The organism is Muricauda sp. SCSIO 65647 (assembly GCF_021534965.1).
Classification (GTDB): domain Bacteria; phylum Bacteroidota; class Bacteroidia; order Flavobacteriales; family Flavobacteriaceae; genus Flagellimonas_A.
The window spans coordinates 1,945,578-1,964,201 of record NZ_CP091037.1 but is presented as its reverse complement, the minus strand read 5'-3'; the positions used below and the strand labels follow the sequence as shown (position 1 = coordinate 1,964,201).

21 protein-coding genes are annotated in these 18,624 nt (G+C 44.3%); 12 read left to right on the top strand and 9 right to left on the bottom strand.

What is annotated here, in order from left to right; genetic code table 11:
* Positions 1–31: 31 nt before the first annotated feature.
* The 5 genes from L0P89_RS08760 to L0P89_RS08740 form a co-directional block, all read right to left on the bottom strand.
* Positions 32–2,380 (bottom strand): TonB-dependent receptor domain-containing protein, encoded by a 2,349-nt coding sequence (locus L0P89_RS08760; RefSeq protein WP_409557573.1) that lies wholly within the window; start codon positions 2,378–2,380, stop codon positions 32–34.
* Between the two features lie 68 nt (positions 2,381–2,448).
* Positions 2,449–3,168 carry a DNA repair protein RecO gene (recO, locus tag L0P89_RS08755; RefSeq protein ID WP_235264722.1) on the bottom strand — a complete coding sequence of 240 codons (720 nt, stop codon included), beginning with the start codon at positions 3,166–3,168 and terminating at the stop codon, positions 2,449–2,451.
* Between the two features lie 84 nt (positions 3,169–3,252).
* Positions 3,253–4,596 carry an NADP-specific glutamate dehydrogenase gene (gene gdhA, locus L0P89_RS08750; protein ID WP_235264721.1) on the bottom strand — a complete coding sequence of 448 codons (1,344 nt, stop codon included), beginning with the start codon at positions 4,594–4,596 and terminating at the stop codon, positions 3,253–3,255.
* 137 nt (positions 4,597–4,733) lie between these two features.
* Positions 4,734–5,888: a cystathionine gamma-synthase gene (locus tag L0P89_RS08745; RefSeq protein WP_235264720.1), complete on the bottom strand. Its 1,155-nt coding sequence runs from the start codon at positions 5,886–5,888 to the stop codon at positions 4,734–4,736.
* Positions 5,889–5,915: 27 nt separating this feature from the next.
* Entirely contained in the window at positions 5,916–6,293 is a 378-nt protein-coding gene (locus L0P89_RS08740) for a nuclear transport factor 2 family protein (RefSeq protein ID WP_235264719.1), read from the bottom strand.
* Between the two features lie 108 nt (positions 6,294–6,401).
* Between L0P89_RS08740 and L0P89_RS08735 the strand changes: the two genes are divergently transcribed.
* The 5 genes from L0P89_RS08735 (at position 6,402) to L0P89_RS08715 (ending at position 9,735) form a co-directional block, all read left to right on the top strand.
* A complete protein-coding gene (locus L0P89_RS08735; protein WP_235264718.1) occupies positions 6,402–7,145 on the top strand; it encodes a DUF3298 and DUF4163 domain-containing protein in 744 nt (247 codons plus the stop codon).
* Between the two features lie 101 nt (positions 7,146–7,246).
* Positions 7,247–7,549 carry an ArsR/SmtB family transcription factor gene (locus tag L0P89_RS08730; RefSeq protein ID WP_235264717.1) on the top strand — a complete coding sequence of 101 codons (303 nt, stop codon included), beginning with the start codon at positions 7,247–7,249 and terminating at the stop codon, positions 7,547–7,549.
* Positions 7,550–7,733: 184 nt separating this feature from the next.
* On the top strand, positions 7,734–8,426 hold the full coding sequence (locus tag L0P89_RS08725; RefSeq protein WP_235264716.1) for an aspartate/glutamate racemase family protein: 693 nt from the start codon (positions 7,734–7,736) through the stop codon (positions 8,424–8,426).
* Positions 8,427–8,491: 65 nt separating this feature from the next.
* A complete protein-coding gene (locus L0P89_RS08720) occupies positions 8,492–8,842 on the top strand; it encodes an arsenate reductase family protein (protein WP_235264715.1) in 351 nt (116 codons plus the stop codon).
* Positions 8,842–9,735 carry a DMT family transporter gene (locus tag L0P89_RS08715; protein WP_235264714.1) on the top strand — a complete coding sequence of 298 codons (894 nt, stop codon included), beginning with the start codon at positions 8,842–8,844 and terminating at the stop codon, positions 9,733–9,735. Before L0P89_RS08720 ends, L0P89_RS08715 begins: the two co-directional genes overlap by 1 nt.
* Here the strand turns inward: L0P89_RS08715 and L0P89_RS08710 are convergent.
* Positions 9,719–10,195, bottom strand: coding sequence for a thioesterase family protein (locus tag L0P89_RS08710; protein ID WP_235264713.1), 477 nt, complete (start codon positions 10,193–10,195; stop codon positions 9,719–9,721). The two genes, L0P89_RS08715 and L0P89_RS08710, sit on opposite strands and share 17 nt — an antisense overlap.
* Before the next feature lie 102 nt (positions 10,196–10,297).
* Between L0P89_RS08710 and L0P89_RS08705 the strand changes: the two genes are divergently transcribed.
* A complete protein-coding gene (locus L0P89_RS08705) occupies positions 10,298–11,272 on the top strand; it encodes a nitronate monooxygenase family protein (protein WP_235264712.1) in 975 nt (324 codons plus the stop codon).
* 5 nt (positions 11,273–11,277) lie between these two features.
* Here the strand turns inward: L0P89_RS08705 and L0P89_RS08700 are convergent, their stop codons facing one another.
* Together L0P89_RS08700 and L0P89_RS08695 are read right to left on the bottom strand one after the other, a co-directional pair.
* Positions 11,278–12,933, bottom strand: a complete 1,656-nt coding sequence (locus L0P89_RS08700; protein ID WP_235264711.1) for an FAD-dependent oxidoreductase — start codon at positions 12,931–12,933, stop codon at positions 11,278–11,280.
* 1 nt (position 12,934) lies between these two features.
* Entirely contained in the window at positions 12,935–13,213 is a 279-nt protein-coding gene (locus tag L0P89_RS08695; RefSeq protein WP_235264710.1) for a UBP-type zinc finger domain-containing protein, read from the bottom strand.
* Between the two features lie 92 nt (positions 13,214–13,305).
* Between L0P89_RS08695 and L0P89_RS08690 the strand changes: the two genes are divergently transcribed.
* The 6 genes from L0P89_RS08690 to L0P89_RS08665 all read left to right on the top strand — a co-directional run bounded on the left by L0P89_RS08690 (position 13,306) and on the right by L0P89_RS08665 (position 17,558).
* Positions 13,306–14,307, top strand: coding sequence for a bestrophin family protein (locus L0P89_RS08690; RefSeq protein WP_235264709.1), 1,002 nt, complete (start codon positions 13,306–13,308; stop codon positions 14,305–14,307).
* Positions 14,307–15,281, top strand: a complete 975-nt coding sequence (locus L0P89_RS08685; protein WP_235264708.1) for a YheT family hydrolase — start codon at positions 14,307–14,309, stop codon at positions 15,279–15,281. Before L0P89_RS08690 ends, L0P89_RS08685 begins: the two co-directional genes overlap by 1 nt.
* 31 nt (positions 15,282–15,312) lie before the next feature.
* Positions 15,313–15,795 carry a cytochrome c gene (locus L0P89_RS08680; RefSeq protein ID WP_235264707.1) on the top strand — a complete coding sequence of 161 codons (483 nt, stop codon included), beginning with the start codon at positions 15,313–15,315 and terminating at the stop codon, positions 15,793–15,795.
* 88 nt (positions 15,796–15,883) lie between these two features.
* The gene (locus L0P89_RS08675; RefSeq protein WP_235264706.1) at positions 15,884–16,594 is read left to right on the top strand and encodes a membrane or secreted protein; all 711 of its coding nucleotides are present in this window, start codon (positions 15,884–15,886) and stop codon (positions 16,592–16,594) included.
* Positions 16,595–16,600: 6 nt separating this feature from the next.
* Positions 16,601–16,960: a YciI family protein gene (locus L0P89_RS08670; protein WP_235264705.1), complete on the top strand. Its 360-nt coding sequence runs from the start codon at positions 16,601–16,603 to the stop codon at positions 16,958–16,960.
* 10 nt (positions 16,961–16,970) lie between these two features.
* Positions 16,971–17,558, top strand: a complete 588-nt coding sequence (locus tag L0P89_RS08665; RefSeq protein ID WP_235264704.1) for a DinB family protein — start codon at positions 16,971–16,973, stop codon at positions 17,556–17,558.
* Here L0P89_RS08665 and L0P89_RS08660 read toward each other — a convergent pair whose 3' ends face one another.
* Positions 17,559–18,530 (bottom strand): phytanoyl-CoA dioxygenase family protein, encoded by a 972-nt coding sequence (locus L0P89_RS08660; RefSeq protein WP_235264703.1) that lies wholly within the window; start codon positions 18,528–18,530, stop codon positions 17,559–17,561.
* Positions 18,531–18,624: the final 94 nt, after the last annotated feature.

The window sequence follows — 18,624 nt, the reverse complement described above, 5'->3', positions numbered from 1 at the left end:
AAAAAGCCCAGTTTTATCTGGGCTTTTCTGTTTAAAAACTATATTCAAGCCCCATGATCAAATTGGTTCCCGGGGCAACAATACCTGAAGAATAGGTACGGTATCGTTGATTTGTGATATTCTCAAGGTTCAGCGAGGCCTTCAAGGCGTGGGATATTTGATATTGCGAACGCAGGTTCAGGGTATACCATGAAGGCGAGTACGGATTTCCCTCGTCGTCGATTGCATAGATAAAAGGTTTGTTCCGTTCAGAAAAAGCCAGGTCTTCGAAAGGTATCTCACCATTAAAATTCAAAAACAGGTCGGTGGTGAGTTTTGAATTCTTATACAGTAAATGAACATCGGCAAAGGTAGGTGCCACATGACGGGCCGGTGAGTCGGTACCGTCTTCTTCTTCTTCAACACCTTCTGTAAAGGTAAGGTTTGATCTCAGTGACCAATTTTCATTCAGAAAGGCCTCTAACCCGAATTCAAAACCATACACATAGGCCTTAGCCGCATTCTGAATGGCCTGAACATTACTGAGTTCACCATTGTATTCTATTTCAGATTGTCCATTGAAGGCAAAATTTCTCCGCACCAGGGCATCGACCAGATAGGTATAGTAGGTGGCTGCCGAAAATACCAGTTTATCATTGAAGTTTTTTCTGATGCCAAAGTCAACATTATAGGCATATTCAGGTTTTAGATCGGGGTTGGGCACCACAACCGAACCAGGTTCAGAATCGAATATCTTGCCCACATCGTCAATATTCGGCGCCCTAAAAGCAGTTGAACCGTTCAGTGTGACCTGAAAATTTTCTTTTGGAAACCAACTGAAACCGATACTGCCCGTCAAAGCCCCCGTAATGATATCGGCCTCCTCAAAGGGAAATTGAAAAAAGCTGTCATCGAACTGTGCATCAACCCATACCTGGCTATAACGCAGCCCTGACAAAACTGTGAAATTGGGTTTGATCTGATATTCGCCGTTGATATACCCTGCAAAGGTCTGCCAAGTTGCCCCATCAGGATATCTCGAAGCTGAATCACTTGTTTCGCTCGTTTCGATATTTTGTTGGCTTCCATCAGAGTTCACTTTATTGAAAATGTACTCGGCCCCATAATAGAGTCTGAGGTTGCCGATCTTTTTGTTTTCAAAGTCAAGGTTCACCGAAAGAGCATCGATTTTTTCTTCCGTCTTGAAAAGGGTAGGATCTTGAAAACCCCGCTCATTTCTGCTCTCTTGAAAAAATTGATAGGCGGTCGTCAATTTCACACGATCGTAAAATTTATTCCTTCCTTGTTTGGTGACCTGAAAATTGCCCATGAACCATTTTTGGGGGCCATAGAACCATTCTGCTGAGCGTAGCCCATCACCCGCGTTATTGGGCCTAATCAAACGATCGTATCGAGAGTAGTCTGATGTTTCAGAATAATATAGCCCCAAATCATAGGTATAGTTGTTGTTCGGGCGGAATTTGAACTTCTGCAAAAAATTGATTTGGTCATACCCAGAGGGCACCTGCTCTCTTGGGTCCTTATTTGGTACCAGCACGTCTTGCCCATTCCGCCTCACCACAAAACTATTTCTCAAGTAATCATCAGGGCCATGCTCGCCCATGGTCAAATCACCAAAATCACTGTAGGAAACACTGGTGTAAGATGCCCATTTTTTCTTGCCCAAGTTGACATCGGCATGGGCGGTATTTTCGGTATTGGCCGTTGAAAAACGATACAGGGCGCTACCCGAAACCGCAAGGCTGTCGGTGAATGAAAAACGTGGATTCTTCGTAAAAAAATTCATCACCCCACCAATGGCATCACTACCATAAATAACCGAGCCGGGACCAAAAATCACTTCGGTGTTCTGTACCGTAAAGGGATCGATCGAAATGACATTCTGTACATTACCGCCCCTAAAAATGGCATTGTTCATACGAACACCATCGACCGACAACAGTACCCTATTGGTGGCAAAACCACGAATCATGGGGCTACCACCGCCCAACTGGCTTTTTTGCACGAATACCTTGCCACTTTGCTGTAAAAGGTCTGCTGAGGTCTGTGGATTGGCCAAGGCGATGCTCTGTGCGTTGATCAATTCTACTTTTTGGGGTATATCTTTTCGTTGTTGCTCCCATTTTGAGACTGACATGATCACTTCGTCAAGCTGCTCTGCTTTTACCTGCAAAAAAACCCTATTGCCCCTTTTTGATATGATCGCCTTGCTGGTCTTCAAGGGCTGATAACTGATATGCCTGAACTCAATACGTTCATTGCGACCAAAGATGGAAAGGTCGCAACGACCACCAAAATCAGTGATAATACTCTTTGATTTATCTTTATTGAACACCGCTACGTTGGCAATAGGGTTGCCAGTATCGACATCCATCACCATAACTTGTTGTGAGGAAACGAACCATGGGAAAAGTAGAAAAAAAAGTAGGAAACCCTTCTTGCCCATACTTAATCAAACACCGCATTTAAAACAGCCAACGATCTGGGTTTTCTGAATCCGTGCAAATGTAGCCCGAAATAAAGAATCACTGCTTGCAACAGTTCTTGTCGGTTGGTCTTGTTCATTTTTATCGTCAATAGTGCATCAAAATTTATGCCTAAAAATTGTCTAAAACAATCGAGGGTCGATCCTTGAATAATGGGATTGAGCGAAGGTCGTATTGAAAAGTTTCCCTCGAGCAAATCAAAATAGGCCTCTTTTTGATAGGAAGTATCTGGGTAGAATCCTAAATATTTGGTCAGGTTCAGCAAAAAAAGAATGTGAAAATTAGCGATGTTTTCATGGTCATCCATCCAATTCAAACTGTATTCCAAATAATTATATAGACTTTCATCTTTTTCTTCTTCTTGAATGCTAGACCCTAACATTTCTGCCAAGAAAAGCACTATGCTGTTCTTCACCACATGGGTATGCAGCGTCTTGTACGGGTAGATGACCTTGGCCTCTTTAATGGTCTCGAGCGTACCCTTGTTTTTATGGTTGGCGATTAGTTCTAATTGGGTCAAGGGCTGAAAATAGGCAGTTTTCAATTTGCCTCTTTTTGAAGAAAGCACACCTTTCAACAGATACGATTTAAGACCGTCAGACTGGGTAAATGCCTTTACGATCAAACTTGTATCTCCATACTTCAGTGATGAAAAAACAATGGCCCTGGTAGCTACCTGCATGGAAAATCAAACGATACCGTAAAGATAAAAAAGAAAAAACCCGCTACACTGAAATGCAACGGGCACAGTGATTATTTGAATTAGCTATATAACGCCTTGTGCGAGCATGGCATCGGCCACTTTCACAAAGCCCGCGATATTGGCTCCTTTTACATAATTGCAATATCCGTCATCTTCTTTGCCAAACTCGATGCACGAATCGTGAATATCATTCATGATGGCCTTCAAGCGATCATCGACCTCTTGGCGGGTCCAACTGATTCGAAGCGAGTTCTGAGACATTTCCAGTCCTGAAGTGGCCACACCACCCGCGTTTGAAGCCTTGCCGGGGGCAAACAATATTCTGGCATCGTGAAAAGCATGGATTGCCTCGGGTGTTGAGGGCATGTTTGCGCCCTCAGCCACACAGATACAGCCATTTTTCAAGAGTGTTTTGGCATGCTCGCCGTTCAATTCGTTTTGAGTGGCACAAGGTAGGGCGATATCACAAGGTACTACCCAAGGAGCAACACCCTTATGATATTCGGCATTTGGATATTTTTCGGCGTATTCTGAGATTCTTCCCCGCCGGTTGTTCTTCAAATCCATTATCCATGCCAATTTTTCGGTATCGATGCCATCTTTATCATACACATGACCTCCTGAATCTGACATGGTCAAAACTTTACCACCCAATTGCAGCACTTTTTCAGCAGCATATTGGGCCACGTTACCAGAACCTGAGACCACCACGCTTTTTCCTTTAAAGGAATCTCCACGTGTCTTCATCATGCTATCGGCAAAATAAACAGTACCGTATCCTGTCGCTTCAGGTCGAATCAACGATCCTCCCCATGAACGTCCCTTTCCGGTCAATACCCCGGTGAATTCGTTTTTTATTTTTTTGTATTTACCAAACAAGAAACCTATTTCACGGGCACCTACACCAATATCACCGGCCGGCACATCAGTATTGGGGCCAATATGTCGAGACAGTTCGGTCATAAAAGCATGGCAAAACCGCATCACCTCGTCATCAGATTTGCCTTTCGGGTCAAAATCAGAACCGCCCTTGCCACCGCCCATCGGCAATGTGGTCAGACTGTTCTTGAACACTTGTTCGAATGCCAAGAATTTAAGAACACTCGCGTTTACCGTTGGGTGAAACCGCAGCCCCCCTTTATATGGACCGATGGCCGAGTTCATCTGAATTCGGTACCCCCTGTTGACATGAATCTCGCCATCATCATCGACCCAGGCCACCCGAAAAGAAATCAATCGCTCAGGCTCGACCATGCGCAACAAGATATTTTTTCCGTTATAAATCTCATTTTTTGCGATATATGGGATCACCGTTTCGGCTACTTCTTGTACCGCTTGAATGAATTCAGGTTCATGACCATTTCTGGTCTTGACCTCCTCCATAAATGCTTTGATTTTAGCTTCCATATGGGAATATAGCAGTTGTTTAAATTATTGAATTAGAAATATGGCGTCAAAAATATGCTATTTACATAATTTGAAGGGGGTTTTTTTAAAAATATTTCAAAAACAGCATTTTGCGGTATCTGAAAAAATGAAGATGCTTACCCAATGGCCTGGCCCAAATCCGCAATAAGATCATCAACATCTTCGATGCCGACGCTCAACCGTATCAAGGCATCGACCACACCGCTCTTTTCGCGTTCTTCTTTTGGTATACTGGCATGCGTCATACTCGCGGGGTGGCCAGCCAAACTTTCGACGCCTCCCAAAGACTCAGCAAGCGTGAACACTTCAAGTTTTTCTACGATCTTGACCGCAGCTTCAAAGGTGCCACCTTTTGGAATAAAGGAAATCATGCCTCCAAAACCGTTCATCTGACTTTTGGCAATATCATGATCGGGGTGATCTTCAAAACCGGGCCAGTACACCTTTTCTATTTTTGGATGGTCGTTAAGGTACTTTGCAATGATTTCCCCATTCTCATTGTGCCGTTGCATGCGTACGTGAAGGGTCTTGATGCCACGAAGGGTCAAAAAACTGTCCATAGGTCCGCAGACGGCCCCACTGGCATTTTGAATGAAGTATAATTTATCGGCCAGTTCTTTATCATTAACGATCAGGGCCCCGACGACCACATCACTATGGCCCCCCAAGTATTTTGTCGCGGAATGCATAACGATATCTGCGCCTAGATCCAAAGGTTGCTGCAGATAGGGTGTAGCAAACGTATTATCAATGGCAAGCAGCAGATCGTGTTTTTTGGCCAAAGCCGAAACGGCTTTGATGTCAACGACGTTCATCATAGGGTTTGTTGGGGTCTCAACCCAAACCAATTTGGTGTTTTTATTGATTTTTTCCTCGATAGCGGCCATATCTTGCATTCCGATAAAATGAAAGACAATCCCGTATTTCTCAAAAACCTGACGGAACAGCCTGTAACTTCCTCCATACAAATCGTTGGTAGAGATTACCTCATCACCCGGATTCAATAATTTTATTACTGCGTCCATGGCCGAAAGCCCACTGGCAAATGCCAGACCGTATTGCCCATTTTCTATGCTTGCCAAAGAATTTTCCAAAGCTGTTCTTGTGGGGTTTCCGCTGCGCGAATATTCAAACCCCTGATGCCCGCCAGGCGTGCTCTGCGCGTAGGTAGACGTTTGGTAAATAGGCGGCATGACGGCCCCATAGGCCTTGTCAGGTCGTTGCCCGCCGTGTATTGTCTTGCTATTGAATTTCAACTCTTTTTTTGCCATTGTCATTAAGTGCTTTTTATGCTTGCCTTAGTACATTCCATTGTTATGGGCCGCCGTTTCTGGAATTTTTTGAATGGAATCCCAGTGCTCGACTATTTTTCCACGTTCATCAAATCTGAGAAAATCCATGGTCACATATTCTTCATTGCCCGGCCAGGTTTGATGTGTGTGCAGCGCGACTAAATCGCCTTCGGCAATACACCTGACAAATTCAATTGATTTTTCGGGATACTCTTGTTGCATCCTTTCAAAATAATCGATGAATCCGTCAGGGCCATCCGCTACATCAGGGTTGTGTTGAACATAAATATCCCCTACATATAGTTGCACTGCTTTTTTCGGATTTCCCTCGTAAGCCATTTTGTAAAAGGCAATGGCATTTTCTTTGTTCTTTTCCAAATTCATGATTCTGTTTTTAAATTGTTCTACAGAATAAAATTTATCCCACAAATGTATCGTTAAGTTTTTGAGTATTCAATCAAATGCTAAATTTGAAACCCCAAACACCCCCTCATGAAAAAAGTCTTTTTCACCATATCATTGCTCATTGCGTTCATCAGTTGCAAAGAATCACATAAACTTACTTTTGAACCTCTTGAATTTTCAGGGGCCGATTGTCACCAATGCCCAAAAATCAAAATTCAAATACCCCATGCATTGAACGAAGATAAATTGGCGGCAACCATCAGTACAGCTCTTAGGGAAGAAATCATCTATCATCTGAGGTTTGATGAAGGCAGTGATGTAGCTACCATCGATGGGGCCATAGCCTCTTTTACAAAAGAGTTTCAACAAGTACAACAGAAGTTTGCCGATGAGTCACTGCCATGGGAAGCTGAAATCAATGCAGAAATTATTTTTGAAGATGACAATCTACTGACCATAATGCTGAATTCATATATTTTTACCGGTGGCGCCCATGGAAATGGCTCAACCACTCTTCTGAACTTCGACAAGAACAACAACCAAGAGTTGGAAAACCATGAGCTTTTCAGTGATTTGGAAGGGTTTGAAAAACTGGCCGAAGTTAGGTTCAGGGAACAAGAGTCGATTCCCAAAGAGGGCGACATCAACCAAACGGGTTTTATGTTTGAACGAAACCGTTTTCATTTGGCCGAAAACATCGCCTATACAGAACAGGGGCTGCAAATGATCTACAACCAATATGAAATTGCTTCTTACGCCGATGGTCCAATTACCCTGATTATTCCCTTTAAAGAGGCTGCCCCGTATTTAAAGCACAAAGTGAAGTCTTGATCTTTTCAAAAAAAGGCACAATAGTGCTCAGTATCTTAGAATCTTACATCAAAACATATCTATTTATCTAGATATTTAAATATTATTTGTAATTTTGTGCCATGAACATCATTGAAATCAGCAAGGTTCTATCAAATAAGACAAGAGTCGATATTCTGAAATGGTTAAAAGACCCTGAGGCGAATTTCCCTCCCCATCAAGATATTGACCATTTCGACGATGGGGTCTGTGTGGGCTATATTCAAGATAAGGCGGGCCTATCGCAATCGACCATTTCAACCTATTTGAATTCAATGCAGAATGCCGATTTGGTAATCCCTACCCGACATGGTAAATGGACATATTATAAGCGAAATGAAAAAGTATTACAGGCTTATGTTGAAGCCTTAAAAAAGGAACTGTAAAATTTTCGCAGTTCAAATCGATAAATAGCGAAATATAAATATCATGGAGACAACCTTAACGTGTTATAAGAAGCATGACTGCGATAGCGGTCGAACAAGATCATTTAGAAAAACGGCGGCAAGATTTCTTTCGCAAATTGTCATTGAAGGAGCTGAAGCGCTATCAAAAACCAAATAGGCCACTATGAAAACTATCGGATTGATCGGGGGCATGAGCTGGGAATCATCTAAGGTGTACTACGAATATCTCAATCGTATGGTCAATGAACGGCTGGGCGGCTCGCACTCTGCAAAAGTCTTGATGAGCTCTGTCGACTTTGCCGAGATCGAAAAACTATCTTTCACAGGCGATTGGGACACAATCGGAGCAATAATGGCCGAACATGCCAAAAAACTTGAAACGGCAGGGGCAGAAATGGTCATATTGGGCACCAACACCATACACTTGGTAAGCGATTTTATTACCCAAGCGATAGACTTGCCCTTTGTACATATCGCAACGACAACCGCCGAGGCCATACAAAAAAAGGGGCTGAAGAAGGTGGGGCTTCTTGGCACCAAATTCACAATGGAGAAAGATTTTTATACCAAAATTCTTGAGATTGATTTTGGTTTGGACGTCGTTGTTCCATCAGAAGAAGAAAGGCAAATGCTACAAGATATCATCTATAACGAGTTGGTAAAGGGTATTTTTGACGAGGCTTCAAAAAACAAATGCCTTGGCATCATCAAAAAACTCAGACAATCGGGGGCAGAGGGCATTATTTTGGGCTGTACAGAGCTTCCTTTATTGATTCCCGGCAACGAAGTCGATTTGCCCACTTTTGATACCACGAAAATCCACTCGCAAAAAGTCGTTGACCTCGCATTGGCATAATCAATTATGAAACGTTTTTACAAAGGAAATGAGTTTCTTTGCAAAACCATTTTAAACTACAGACCATGAAAAAGATCTATCATCTTGAAACCTGCAAAACCTGCCAAAAAATCTTAAAGGAACTGGAGCCCTTGAACGATGTGGAACTCCGCGAAATCAAGTCAAAGGGCATAACCCCTGAAGAACTGGAAGAAATGCGTGCCCGAACCGACAGTTACGAATCGCTGTTCAGCAGAAGGGCCATGCTGTTCAGACAACGAGGCCTAAACGACAAACAGCTTTCCGAGAATGATTACCGCGACTTGATATTGGAGCACTATACCTTTTTAAAAAGACCTGTGGTGGTAGTCGATGATCAAATCTTTATAGGCAACGCCAAAAAGGCCGTAGAAGGGGCCAAAGCCGCCCTACATTGATGAGCAAAAGAACGCTGGCCTTTATGGCCGCCATTGGGGCAACCCTGATTTATGCATTGAACCATACTATCGCCAAAGGGGTCATGCCGACCTATGTCAAACCCTTCGGATTCATTTTTTTGCGTGTTGTGGGGGCCACCCTCCTTTTTTGGGGCATCTCTTTCTTCGGGCCCAAAGAAAGAGTCGAAAAAAAAGATTGGTTCAGGCTGTTGGTCTGTGCCCTGTTGGGCATGTCGATCAACATGCTTTCCTTTTTTAAGGGATTAGAGCTTTCTACTCCCATCAACAGTTCGGTACTTATCACCATTAGCCCCATTATTGTGGTCTTGCTTTCTTTTTTTCTTTTAAAGGAAAGAATCACTTTTAACAAGGGGTTTGGAATCTTTCTAGGCTTTGTCGGTGCCCTGGTACTGATCTTGTTCGGAGCCGAAATACGGCAAGACGCCCCTAACATTCCCTTGGGCAACACCTTGTTCGTAGTCAATTCTGCAGCCTATGGTGCCTATCTTATCATCGCGAAAAAACTGGTTGAAAAATATCATCCTTTTACCTTGATGAAGTGGTTGTTCTTGATTGGCTTGGTCATCAACTTTCCTATCACCTTTTCAGAGTTTCTTGAAATCGAATGGGCCACTATGCCGCTGTGGGTCTATGGGGTCATTGCCTTTGTGGTGATAGGCACCACTTTTTTGACCTATCTCTTCAACATATTCGCGATGACCGAACTCAAGGCCAGTACCATTGGTGCCTTTATCTATGTGCAACCCGTTTTCGGAATCCTCTTTGCCATGGCCATGGGCAAAGACCAGCTCACCCTGGTCAAGATCTTGGCCGGCGTATTGGTACTGTTGGGTGTTTATTTGGCAAGTAAAAGGGTCAGACCAAATTCTTAGGTGTTTTCGCAAACCTGCGGGTATCTTCTTTTGTCAAGATCCTGAATTCCTCGACCTTCTCCATCTTATCGAAAGCATCCAAAAAAACTTGGGGCAGGGCAGTGAGTTTTCGCTCCTTTAGGTCGATCCAAGCGCCCATCATCTCACAACGGGCAAAGTTTGTCCCATCCGAATCATAAAAATCATGCTGAAATTCAAAGAACATACCATCTTTACTCATCCCCTTAAAGCCCAACGAGACCTGTACAGGTTTTCCAGGAAATACTTCCTTGAAATAATATACATGCTCATAAAAGACCACAGGGCCAATGTTATGCTGTGCCATAGTCTTTTGGTTGAACCCCAATTGGCCAAGGTACGCCATTCGGGTATGGCTCATAAAATTGATGTAGGCCGAATTGGCCAGATGGCGATTCGCATCGAGATCACTCCAACGAATTTCAAACTCTTTTAGAAACATGGATAGGATATTTTGTTATGCATGCATAATAATTTGTAAAAATAACATAGTTTTGGGGTATCCCCGAACAAAAACTGACAACAATTCTCAAAACAATTTTCGATGAGCCCTAGCGCACCTTTTATCAACGATCTCGTATTACCTGCCATTGCGGCCCCCATGTTTCTGATCTCTGGCCCCAAATTGGTCATTGAATGTTGCAAGAACGGCATTGTGGGTACTTTTCCTGCGTTGAACCAACGTACCAGCGAGGGTTTTGAGGAATGGCTCGTTGAAATCAAAGCGGAGTTAAAAAGGTATGAAGAGAAAACGGGCAAAAAGCCGGCACCGTTCGGGGTGAACCTTATTGTGCATCCGACCAATCCGAGGTTAGAAGCCGATCTCAAACTCTGTGTCAAGCACCAAGTGCCGCTCATCATCACTTCTTTGGGTGCTGTTCGACAGGTCGTCGATGCCGTTCATAGTTACGGTGGGCTCGTTTTTCACGACATCATCAAAAAGCGTCACGCCCAAAAAGCGGCCGAAGCAGGTGTGGATGGATTGATACTCGTTTCGGCTGGGGCCGGGGGCCATGCAGGTACCATCAACCCAATGACCCTCGTTGCCGAGGTGAAGCAATTTTTTACCAAAACCATCATTCTGTCAGGTTGCATCAGTACCGGTCGTGACATTGCCTCAGCCATGCAGATGGGGGCCGACCTAGCCTATATGGGTACCCGTTTCATCAACGCTGAAGAAAGCAGGGCCCCTGACGATTACAAGCAGATGATCATTGAGGCAGGTGCCAGTGATGTGACCTATACCGCGGCCATATCTGGGGTACATGCCAATTTTTTATCGGCTAGCCTTAAGGCAGCTGGCATCACCGAAGAAGACCTCAAAAAAGACCACAAAATCGATTTTGGCAAAGAACTCGATACCGAGGCCAAAGCTTGGAAAACCATTTGGTCGGCAGGGCAAGGTGTGGCGACAATTGCGAACACGCTACCCGTTGCAGCCTTGGTGGCCCAATTGAAAGAAGAGTTCAAAAGTGCGGTTGAAGAACAAGCAGCGCTTCTTGCCCGGTTCCCAAAATAGAATGATCAGGCTTCAACCGTTTCCGTGTTTTTCAAGTCTGCCAAAAATTGATGTACCTGACTGACCGCCATCGAGCCTTCACCTACGGCAGAGGCCACGCGTTTCACAGAGCCTTTTCTCACATCGCCCACCGCAAAGAAGCCCGGCATACTGGTCTCAAGTGATTGGGGTTTGCGCTTTCTAAAAATGGAACATTGGTGCAAATCTTCCTCTTTTATTCCAGGTCCTGTGCAGATGAATCCACGCTCATCGGTGGCCACCAGCCCCTTAAGCCAGTCTGTACAGGGCTTGGCCCCAATAAACGTGAAAAGGTTGGTAATGCTTTTTTTGGTTGTCTCGCCCTTACCGCCCGCTAAGACCACAGACTCTAGATGATATTGGCCGTGCAATTCTTTTACCTCGGTAAAAAGGTGCACATAAATGTTTTCGGCCGCCTCGATACGTTGCACAAGATAATCGCTCATTTTGGCCCCAAGGTTACCTCCGCGTAAAATCACATGTACTTCTTTCGCATGGTCTGCCAAAAAAAGGGCGGCCTGACCGGCCGAATTGCCACCGCCTACCACACCGACCAATTCGTCTTTGCAGGCCGAGGCATTCATTCCCGTGGCCGAGTAATAAACCCCACTGCCTTCATATTTCTCAATGTTTTCAATGGGCAATTGTCGATAATTGGCCCCTGTGGCGGCCATTACCGCCTTTGTCTTTATGGTCTTGTCGTTGGTGGCCGTTACAATAAAATGATTTCCTGTAAATTCGATATTCTCGGCTTTATGCGGTATTGAAATATTACAGCCGAATTTCTGCGCTTGAACATAAGCCCTATTGGCAAGGTCGTTTCCCGAGATTCCTGTGGGGAAGCCCAGATAATTTTCAATCTTTGAGCTCTTGCCCGCTTGCCCCCCGGGTGCCTTGCTGTCAATAGTGACCACACTAAGGCCCTCAGATGCGGCGTACACACTTGCTGCCAAACCTGCCGGGCCCGCACCGATGACCAACAGATCAAAGACCTCATCCTCAAAATCCATCAACACCCCCGCATAACGGGCCAATTCGTCTAGTGATGGATTCTGACAAACCTTGGCATCGCTATTGATCAATATGGGCAAATCGTTTTTTGAAAGCCCAAAGTTGTTCAATAATTCTCGGGCCTCCGTTGAAGAATCAACATCCAAAAAATTATACCAAATATGGTTTTTCTCCATGAAATCACGAATGGCGTAGGTCTCTTTCGAAGTGCCCGAACCGACAAGCCTTATGCCCCCCACAAACTCTGATAGAACCGTTTCTTGACGTTGCAAAAAGGCATTGAGCAGCACATCGCTGATATCGCTGTACTTGGCAATGGCCTCTTTCAATCGCTTTGGCTTGATTCGCAGCACACAGGTGTTGGGCCTGGCAACGGCATGAAATTGCGCGCCACGGTTCGACAGCATGCCACTGTCACCGGTAAACTCGTTTTTTTTGTGCACTACGATCACATTGTCATCATTGTAGGGGTCTTCGATGGATACTTCGCCTGCCATCACCACAAAAAAATCGTACTGCAAATCCCCCAAGGTAAATATTCTGGCGGGTTCAGGGTAACTTTCAATTTCACCGTAATTCTTCAGAATGGCAATCTGACGTGCGGTCAACTCAGGAAATCTTGGGTCTTTCATATTATGTATATTTCATTATGGTCTTGTGTTCGTAGCACCAGAGCCATTTTTCATTGGGTTCGGCAGAACTTATGACAGGATGTTTGTGTGATTCAGCATGTTTACGGGCATGTTTATTGGGTGAGCTGTCACAACATAGGGTGACACCGCATTTCTGACATGTTCTTAGGTGCACCCAAGAACCACCGATCCCCACACAAGCCTCACATTCATAAGTTTTGGTTTTTTTTACTTCTTTGACAGCCTCTAGATGCTCACATTTTTTTGCTCTTAGCCCCATATCCATAAAATTACGACAAAGTTCACTTTCCAATTTTAAGATAAAGCGAAATCTTGGAGATTTGAGTATTTTTAGATTTTACCTGATCGATCATGTATATCAAAAGAAATATCAGCTGGGGCATCATTTTGCGCTTTGCGTGGAAAAACTTATTGTTTTTCACCATATATGCCTGCCTAGTCTTCGGACTCTATCATTATTTGAATTGGAATCATATTGACATCCCCTTTCAGCCGTTATCGGTCATCGGTATCGCGGTGGCATTTTATATTGGTTTCAAGAACAGTCAGAGCTATGACCGCTTTTGGGAAGCCAGAAAGATTTGGGGGGGCATCGTGAACTATTCACGAACTTGGGCCAACAACGTACTCTGTTTTGTACAAAACGACCGAAATGCCCAGATACAATTGATCCACCGACACATCGCTTGGATCAATGCCCTGCGTATTCAACTACGGCAACCGACCTCATTTTCGATTAAAGAAAACAAATCGGTCGAGCGCCTTTTTGACAAGCATGGTGAGCGCAATCCTGTCTGCAGTGGTATGGAGTTATTGCTCGATGCAACAGAGGTCGATGACCTTGAAAACCGAAAGAATGTCGCTACGCATCTTGTAAAAAACCAAGGGCTGCAGCTCAAAAAATTGCTGGAAGAGGAAAAAATCACTGAGTTCGACAAGCAGGTCTTTCACAACAATTTAGAAGAACTTTATAATCTTCAAGGTAAGTGCGAGCGTATCAAGAACACCCCTTTCCCTAGGCAATATGCCTATTTCAGCACAGTGTTCACATGGATTTTCATCTTGTTGTTGCCTTTTGGATTGCTGAACGTCTTTGAGAGCAACCTCGATAAACTCGAGGTCGGCAACAATTGGTGGTACATCGTACTCATGATTTTCTTTTCGGTGCTCATCTCTTGGATTTTCACCACTATGGAAAAAATCGGAAGCAACAGTGAAGACCCGTTCGAGGGCCGTATCAACGATGTGCCCATGACGGCCCTTTGCCGTACCATAGAAATCGATCTACGCGATATGCTCGATGAGGAGCACTTGCCAGAAAAGACCCGGCCCATGCACAATATTCTATACTGATGCCTTTGGTCCCTGCCGATTACCAACCTCCATTTTTATTCAGAAATGGACACTTTTCAACCATTTACCATGGCTTGTTGAGAAAGGTCGATGGTGTGGTACAACAACGTGAACGGCTTGAATTACCAGATGGTGACTTTTTGGACCTTGATTGGAGTGAAAGCGCTGCCCCTACCCAAAAAGCGGTCATTTTGTTGCACGGTTTAGAAGGCAATGCCCAACGCCCCTATATTACGGGCAGTGCCAAACAGCTCAATAGCTATGGTTTTGATACCTGTGCCGTGAATTTTCGGGGATGCAGTGGCGAACCCAACCGAAAATATAAATCGTACCACTCTGGGGCCACTGATGATTTGGTGGCCGTCGTCGATCACATTCTGAGCACCAGAACGTACAAAGAACTCTACTTGAAGGGATACAGCTTGGGCGGTAATGTTGCCCTAAAATATTTGGGTGAGGGCAATATGATTCCTGAACAGGTGAAAGGGGCCGTAGCGGTCTCGGTACCTTGTGATTTACATGATGCCTGTATCGAGTTGTTGAAACCCAAAAACATATTGTATGCCCGAAGGTTCAAAAAACATCTGTTAGCCAAATTGAAAGAAAAGCATCACTTATTTCCTGAACGTGTTTCAAAAGCACGGATCGATTCGATAGTGACACTGAAAGATTTTGATGATGTCTATACAGGTCCCGCCCATGGTTTTGTAGATGCCTTGGATTACTACCGGCAATGCAGCAGTAAACAATTTTTGTCAAATGTGAACGTGCCCAGTCTTATCATCAATGCAAAAAACGATTCATTTCTAGGGAGCAATTGCTATCCCTTTGACGAAGCGGAAGCCAATGAACATGTACATCTCGAAGTGCCCGATTTTGGTGGCCATGTGGGTTTCTGGGGAAAACAAAACGTGACCTATGCCGAACAGCGGGCAGTTAAGTTTTTTGCCGCATTGGCCCAAAATGACAAATAACCTTTATATTAGTAATTCCAATATTTTGAATATGAAAAAAGCAATATTGTTTCTGGCCCTAGGAGCTTTTATAGTGGGCTGTGGGGGTAAAAAGGAAGAAAAAAAAGATGATGGGTTTGAGGTGAGCCGCACCAAAAAAGAAGAGAAAAAAGTGGAGACCAGTGAGGGTGTGCCCGTTGATTTGAACAATAAAGGTGTCGGGCCTATCAAAGACCTGAAATTTCCTGATGAGATCAATGAAGAAATGGCCGCCCGTGGCGAAGCAAAGTTCAATACCATATGTATCGCTTGCCATATGGTCGATCAACGTATGATCGGTCCGGCAATGGCAGGGGTCTATGAGCGACGTAGTCCCGAATGGGTCATGAACATGATTCTGAACCCTGATGGTATGCTAAAAGAAGACCCTATTGCCAAGGCTTTGTTGAAAGAATACAACAACGCCATCATGTTGAACCAAAACTTGACCGAAGACGAAGCCCGCGATATAGCCGAGTATCTAAGAAAACTATAACACTTTAAATCAATTATGAAAAATACCGCTTTCAAATAAATGGGGAGAGCGGTATTTTTTGTTCAGATAAAACACTAAGCATAAGAAAATGAAAAAATATCTCTTCCCGTCACTATTGTTGATCTTTTCACTTTCGATTCAGGGGCAGTCGCTTATCGGGGCTTGGGAGGCCACTACCTCCCATGAAGGCAACCTGCTCAGAAATGTGGTCATTTTTGCCGATGGCTATCAAGCGGCCACTTTTTACGATGCCGAAACAGGAGCCTTTGTAAGCACAAACGGAGGCACTTGGAGCTTAGATGGCAATACGATGACCGAGACGATCGAATTCGACACCAAGAAACCTGAACGGGTTGGCACCACAACTTCTTTTGAAGTAATTTTCGATAGCGATGAATTGCGCATCAAAGATGTTGATATGGTTTGGAAGCGCATCGATGATGGTACTCCCGGTGATTTGGCAGGGGCGTGGCTGATTTCAGGGCGTAAACAAAACGATGAGATGCGCCAGATGGATACCAACAGGCCGAGAAAGACCATGAAAATTCTGTCGGGCACCCGATTTCAATGGATTGCCTACAACACCGAAACAGCAGAGTTTATGGGTACCGGCGGGGGCACCTATACCACGGCAGAAGGCAAGTACACCGAGAACATCGAGTTTTTCTCACGCGATAATTCCCGGGTCGGGGCAAGCCTACAGTTCGATTATGAACTAAAAGATGGTGGTTGGCACCATTCAGGGCTTAGCAGCAAAGGCCAACCTATCTATGAAATTTGGAGCACACGAATGCCTTAATTTTACATGATGCGATTACTCTTCTTATTTCTTTTGGTTCCCATGTTGGTGACGGGCCAAGAAACAGACGATAAAAAAGAATCTCTTTTTGTGGTTCTCTATACCGTGGGGGAGAATTGGAATACCGAAAAATCTCCTAATGAACAACCCTATTTCAAAGACCATTCCGCTTTTTTAAAAAAGCTTCGTAATGATACTATCATCACCTTGGGTGCTCGATATGCTGATACCGGCATGATCGTGTTAAAGGCCCCCAATCTTGACGCCGCCAAAAAACTTGTTAATTCTGATATTGCCGTACAGCACCATCTTTTCAATGTTGAGGTACATGCCTTTGCTCCGTTCTACAAAGGTTGCATCGAATAATATATCGCCTATGAAACCTTGTCTCAGTGTTTTGTTCCTATTTTTGATCATCAATGTTCAAGCTCAAGAAATGGGTCTGCCTTATCACCAAATTCCTGACTATCCTTCCGAATATACTTCTGGAAACATTGTTTCACGGTTGGTCGATGGTCTCGGTTTTCGCTATTATTGGGCGACTGATGGTTTGACGCCATCAGACCTTGACTATAAACCCTCTGAAGAGGCCCGAACCGTTATGGAGACCCTGCAGCACATCCATAGCATGTCAGAAACCATTTTGAACGCCCCCAGTGCCACGCCCAATGTGCAACCCAAAGATTTTGGCCATTATTCATTTGATGAGCTTCGCAAAAAGACCTTAGAAAATTTACAGGCGGCGAGCAAACTTTATTCCGCTATGCAAGACGATGATTTTGAAAACTCGAAGGTCATCTTTCAACGCGGTGACAAAAAAAGTGATTTTCCCTTCTGGAACATGCTCAACGGCATGCTCTCAGACTGCATCTACCATACAGGGCAAATCGTGTTGATGCGCAGGGCAAATGGTAATCCGAAGAATCCGAATGTCAGTGTCTTCTTGGGCAAGATAAGGGAATGATCACCACCTTTTTAAACCCAATAGTTTTTCACCCAATTCTGAAAGCTGGGCCGTTTCATATTTATCACGTTCCCAATTTCTAGGATCACCGGGAAAAGCATAGCCCTCGGGGGCCACTCTATTTTTCCATGAATGGATGCGCCAGTCGCGAATTGCTTCATTGTCTTCTTCTGCTGGCATCATAGAGATATACTGGGCTATACGTACCTTGTCTTTTGATTTATTGGGACGGATTCCATGTGGTTGAAGACTATTGAAGATGAGCAGATCACCAGCTTCCATGGATACTTTGACAATTTTATCCTCCAAACCGGTAACATCGGGCTGAAAATGGTCTCGATCTTCGGGCTGGGTAAGCTTCCAAGTATCGTAATTTCTGAATAACCACGGTATACATTGAAATCCACCCATTGTTGTGTCAAGCTGATCGGCCAAAGCCAAGACGCCTTGAACATTCTGGGGCTTGGTTTCTGGGTCATAATCCCAATGGATAAACCCTTTTTGCTCAAATCCTGGTCGATTGGGAAAGTTCAGATTGGCCCTATCAATGGAAACCCATAATTTTTCTGTTCCCCAGATATCCACAAAAGCGTCGTATACCTTTTGGGTTTGGCGATTGTTCCATAACAATTGGTGATTGTAGATTTCGACCATGCCCGTGCCGATCAGTTCTTTCATCTGCATCTCGGCACGAGGCGCCATGTACCAAGTCTCTGGGTCATCGGGTTTTTTTTCTTCAAACTCCCACAGAAAACCTGCCGTGGCTTTTGCCTGTTCTTTCGGCACGGCATTTTTGATGATGACGTAGCCGTTTTCGATCCAGAATTTCCAATCCGCTTCAGACAGTACGCGCAACGGCTCTCCGTCTGAACGGTCATTCAGCTTTTTTGTACTTGTGGTCGCGGTCGAAGGATTGCCTGGAATCTCTTTATGGGCTTTGTTGCCCATTTCTATTTTTTCTTCTGGATTCATAACCAGAAAGTTACGAAATTGAGTTGGAATTAAAAGACCCCGATATTCATAATCAGGGCCAATTTGATCATGTTCGGTTCAGACCTAGTGATCC

Coding starts and splice junctions, on each gene's coding strand:
- L0P89_RS08735 (WP_235264718.1), top strand. CDS start 6,402: ATGAAAAAAGTCTTTTTCACCATATCATTGCTCATTGCGTTCATCAGT.
- L0P89_RS08715 (WP_235264714.1), top strand. CDS start 8,842: ATGAGCAAAAGAACGCTGGCCTTTATGGCCGCCATTGGGGCAACCCTG.
- L0P89_RS08690 (WP_235264709.1), top strand. CDS start 13,306: ATGTATATCAAAAGAAATATCAGCTGGGGCATCATTTTGCGCTTTGCG.
- L0P89_RS08760 (WP_409557573.1), bottom strand. CDS start 2,380: ATGGTGATGGATGTCGATACTGGCAACCCTATTGCCAACGTAGCGGTG.
- L0P89_RS08670 (WP_235264705.1), top strand. CDS start 16,601: ATGATGCGATTACTCTTCTTATTTCTTTTGGTTCCCATGTTGGTGACG.
- L0P89_RS08660 (WP_235264703.1), bottom strand. CDS start 18,530: ATGAATCCAGAAGAAAAAATAGAAATGGGCAACAAAGCCCATAAAGAG.
- L0P89_RS08695 (WP_235264710.1), bottom strand. CDS start 13,213: ATGGGGCTAAGAGCAAAAAAATGTGAGCATCTAGAGGCTGTCAAAGAA.
- L0P89_RS08675 (WP_235264706.1), top strand. CDS start 15,884: ATGAAAAAATATCTCTTCCCGTCACTATTGTTGATCTTTTCACTTTCG.
- L0P89_RS08725 (WP_235264716.1), top strand. CDS start 7,734: ATGAAAACTATCGGATTGATCGGGGGCATGAGCTGGGAATCATCTAAG.
- L0P89_RS08740 (WP_235264719.1), bottom strand. CDS start 6,293: ATGAATTTGGAAAAGAACAAAGAAAATGCCATTGCCTTTTACAAAATG.
- L0P89_RS08705 (WP_235264712.1), top strand. CDS start 10,298: ATGAGCCCTAGCGCACCTTTTATCAACGATCTCGTATTACCTGCCATT.
- L0P89_RS08700 (WP_235264711.1), bottom strand. CDS start 12,933: ATGAAAGACCCAAGATTTCCTGAGTTGACCGCACGTCAGATTGCCATT.
- L0P89_RS08680 (WP_235264707.1), top strand. CDS start 15,313: ATGAAAAAAGCAATATTGTTTCTGGCCCTAGGAGCTTTTATAGTGGGC.
- L0P89_RS08730 (WP_235264717.1), top strand. CDS start 7,247: ATGAACATCATTGAAATCAGCAAGGTTCTATCAAATAAGACAAGAGTC.
- L0P89_RS08710 (WP_235264713.1), bottom strand. CDS start 10,195: ATGTTTCTAAAAGAGTTTGAAATTCGTTGGAGTGATCTCGATGCGAAT.
- L0P89_RS08720 (WP_235264715.1), top strand. CDS start 8,492: ATGAAAAAGATCTATCATCTTGAAACCTGCAAAACCTGCCAAAAAATC.
- L0P89_RS08745 (WP_235264720.1), bottom strand. CDS start 5,888: ATGGCAAAAAAAGAGTTGAAATTCAATAGCAAGACAATACACGGCGGG.
- L0P89_RS08685 (WP_235264708.1), top strand. CDS start 14,307: ATGCCTTTGGTCCCTGCCGATTACCAACCTCCATTTTTATTCAGAAAT.
- gdhA (WP_235264721.1), bottom strand. CDS start 4,596: ATGGAAGCTAAAATCAAAGCATTTATGGAGGAGGTCAAGACCAGAAAT.
- recO (WP_235264722.1), bottom strand. CDS start 3,168: ATGCAGGTAGCTACCAGGGCCATTGTTTTTTCATCACTGAAGTATGGA.
- L0P89_RS08665 (WP_235264704.1), top strand. CDS start 16,971: ATGAAACCTTGTCTCAGTGTTTTGTTCCTATTTTTGATCATCAATGTT.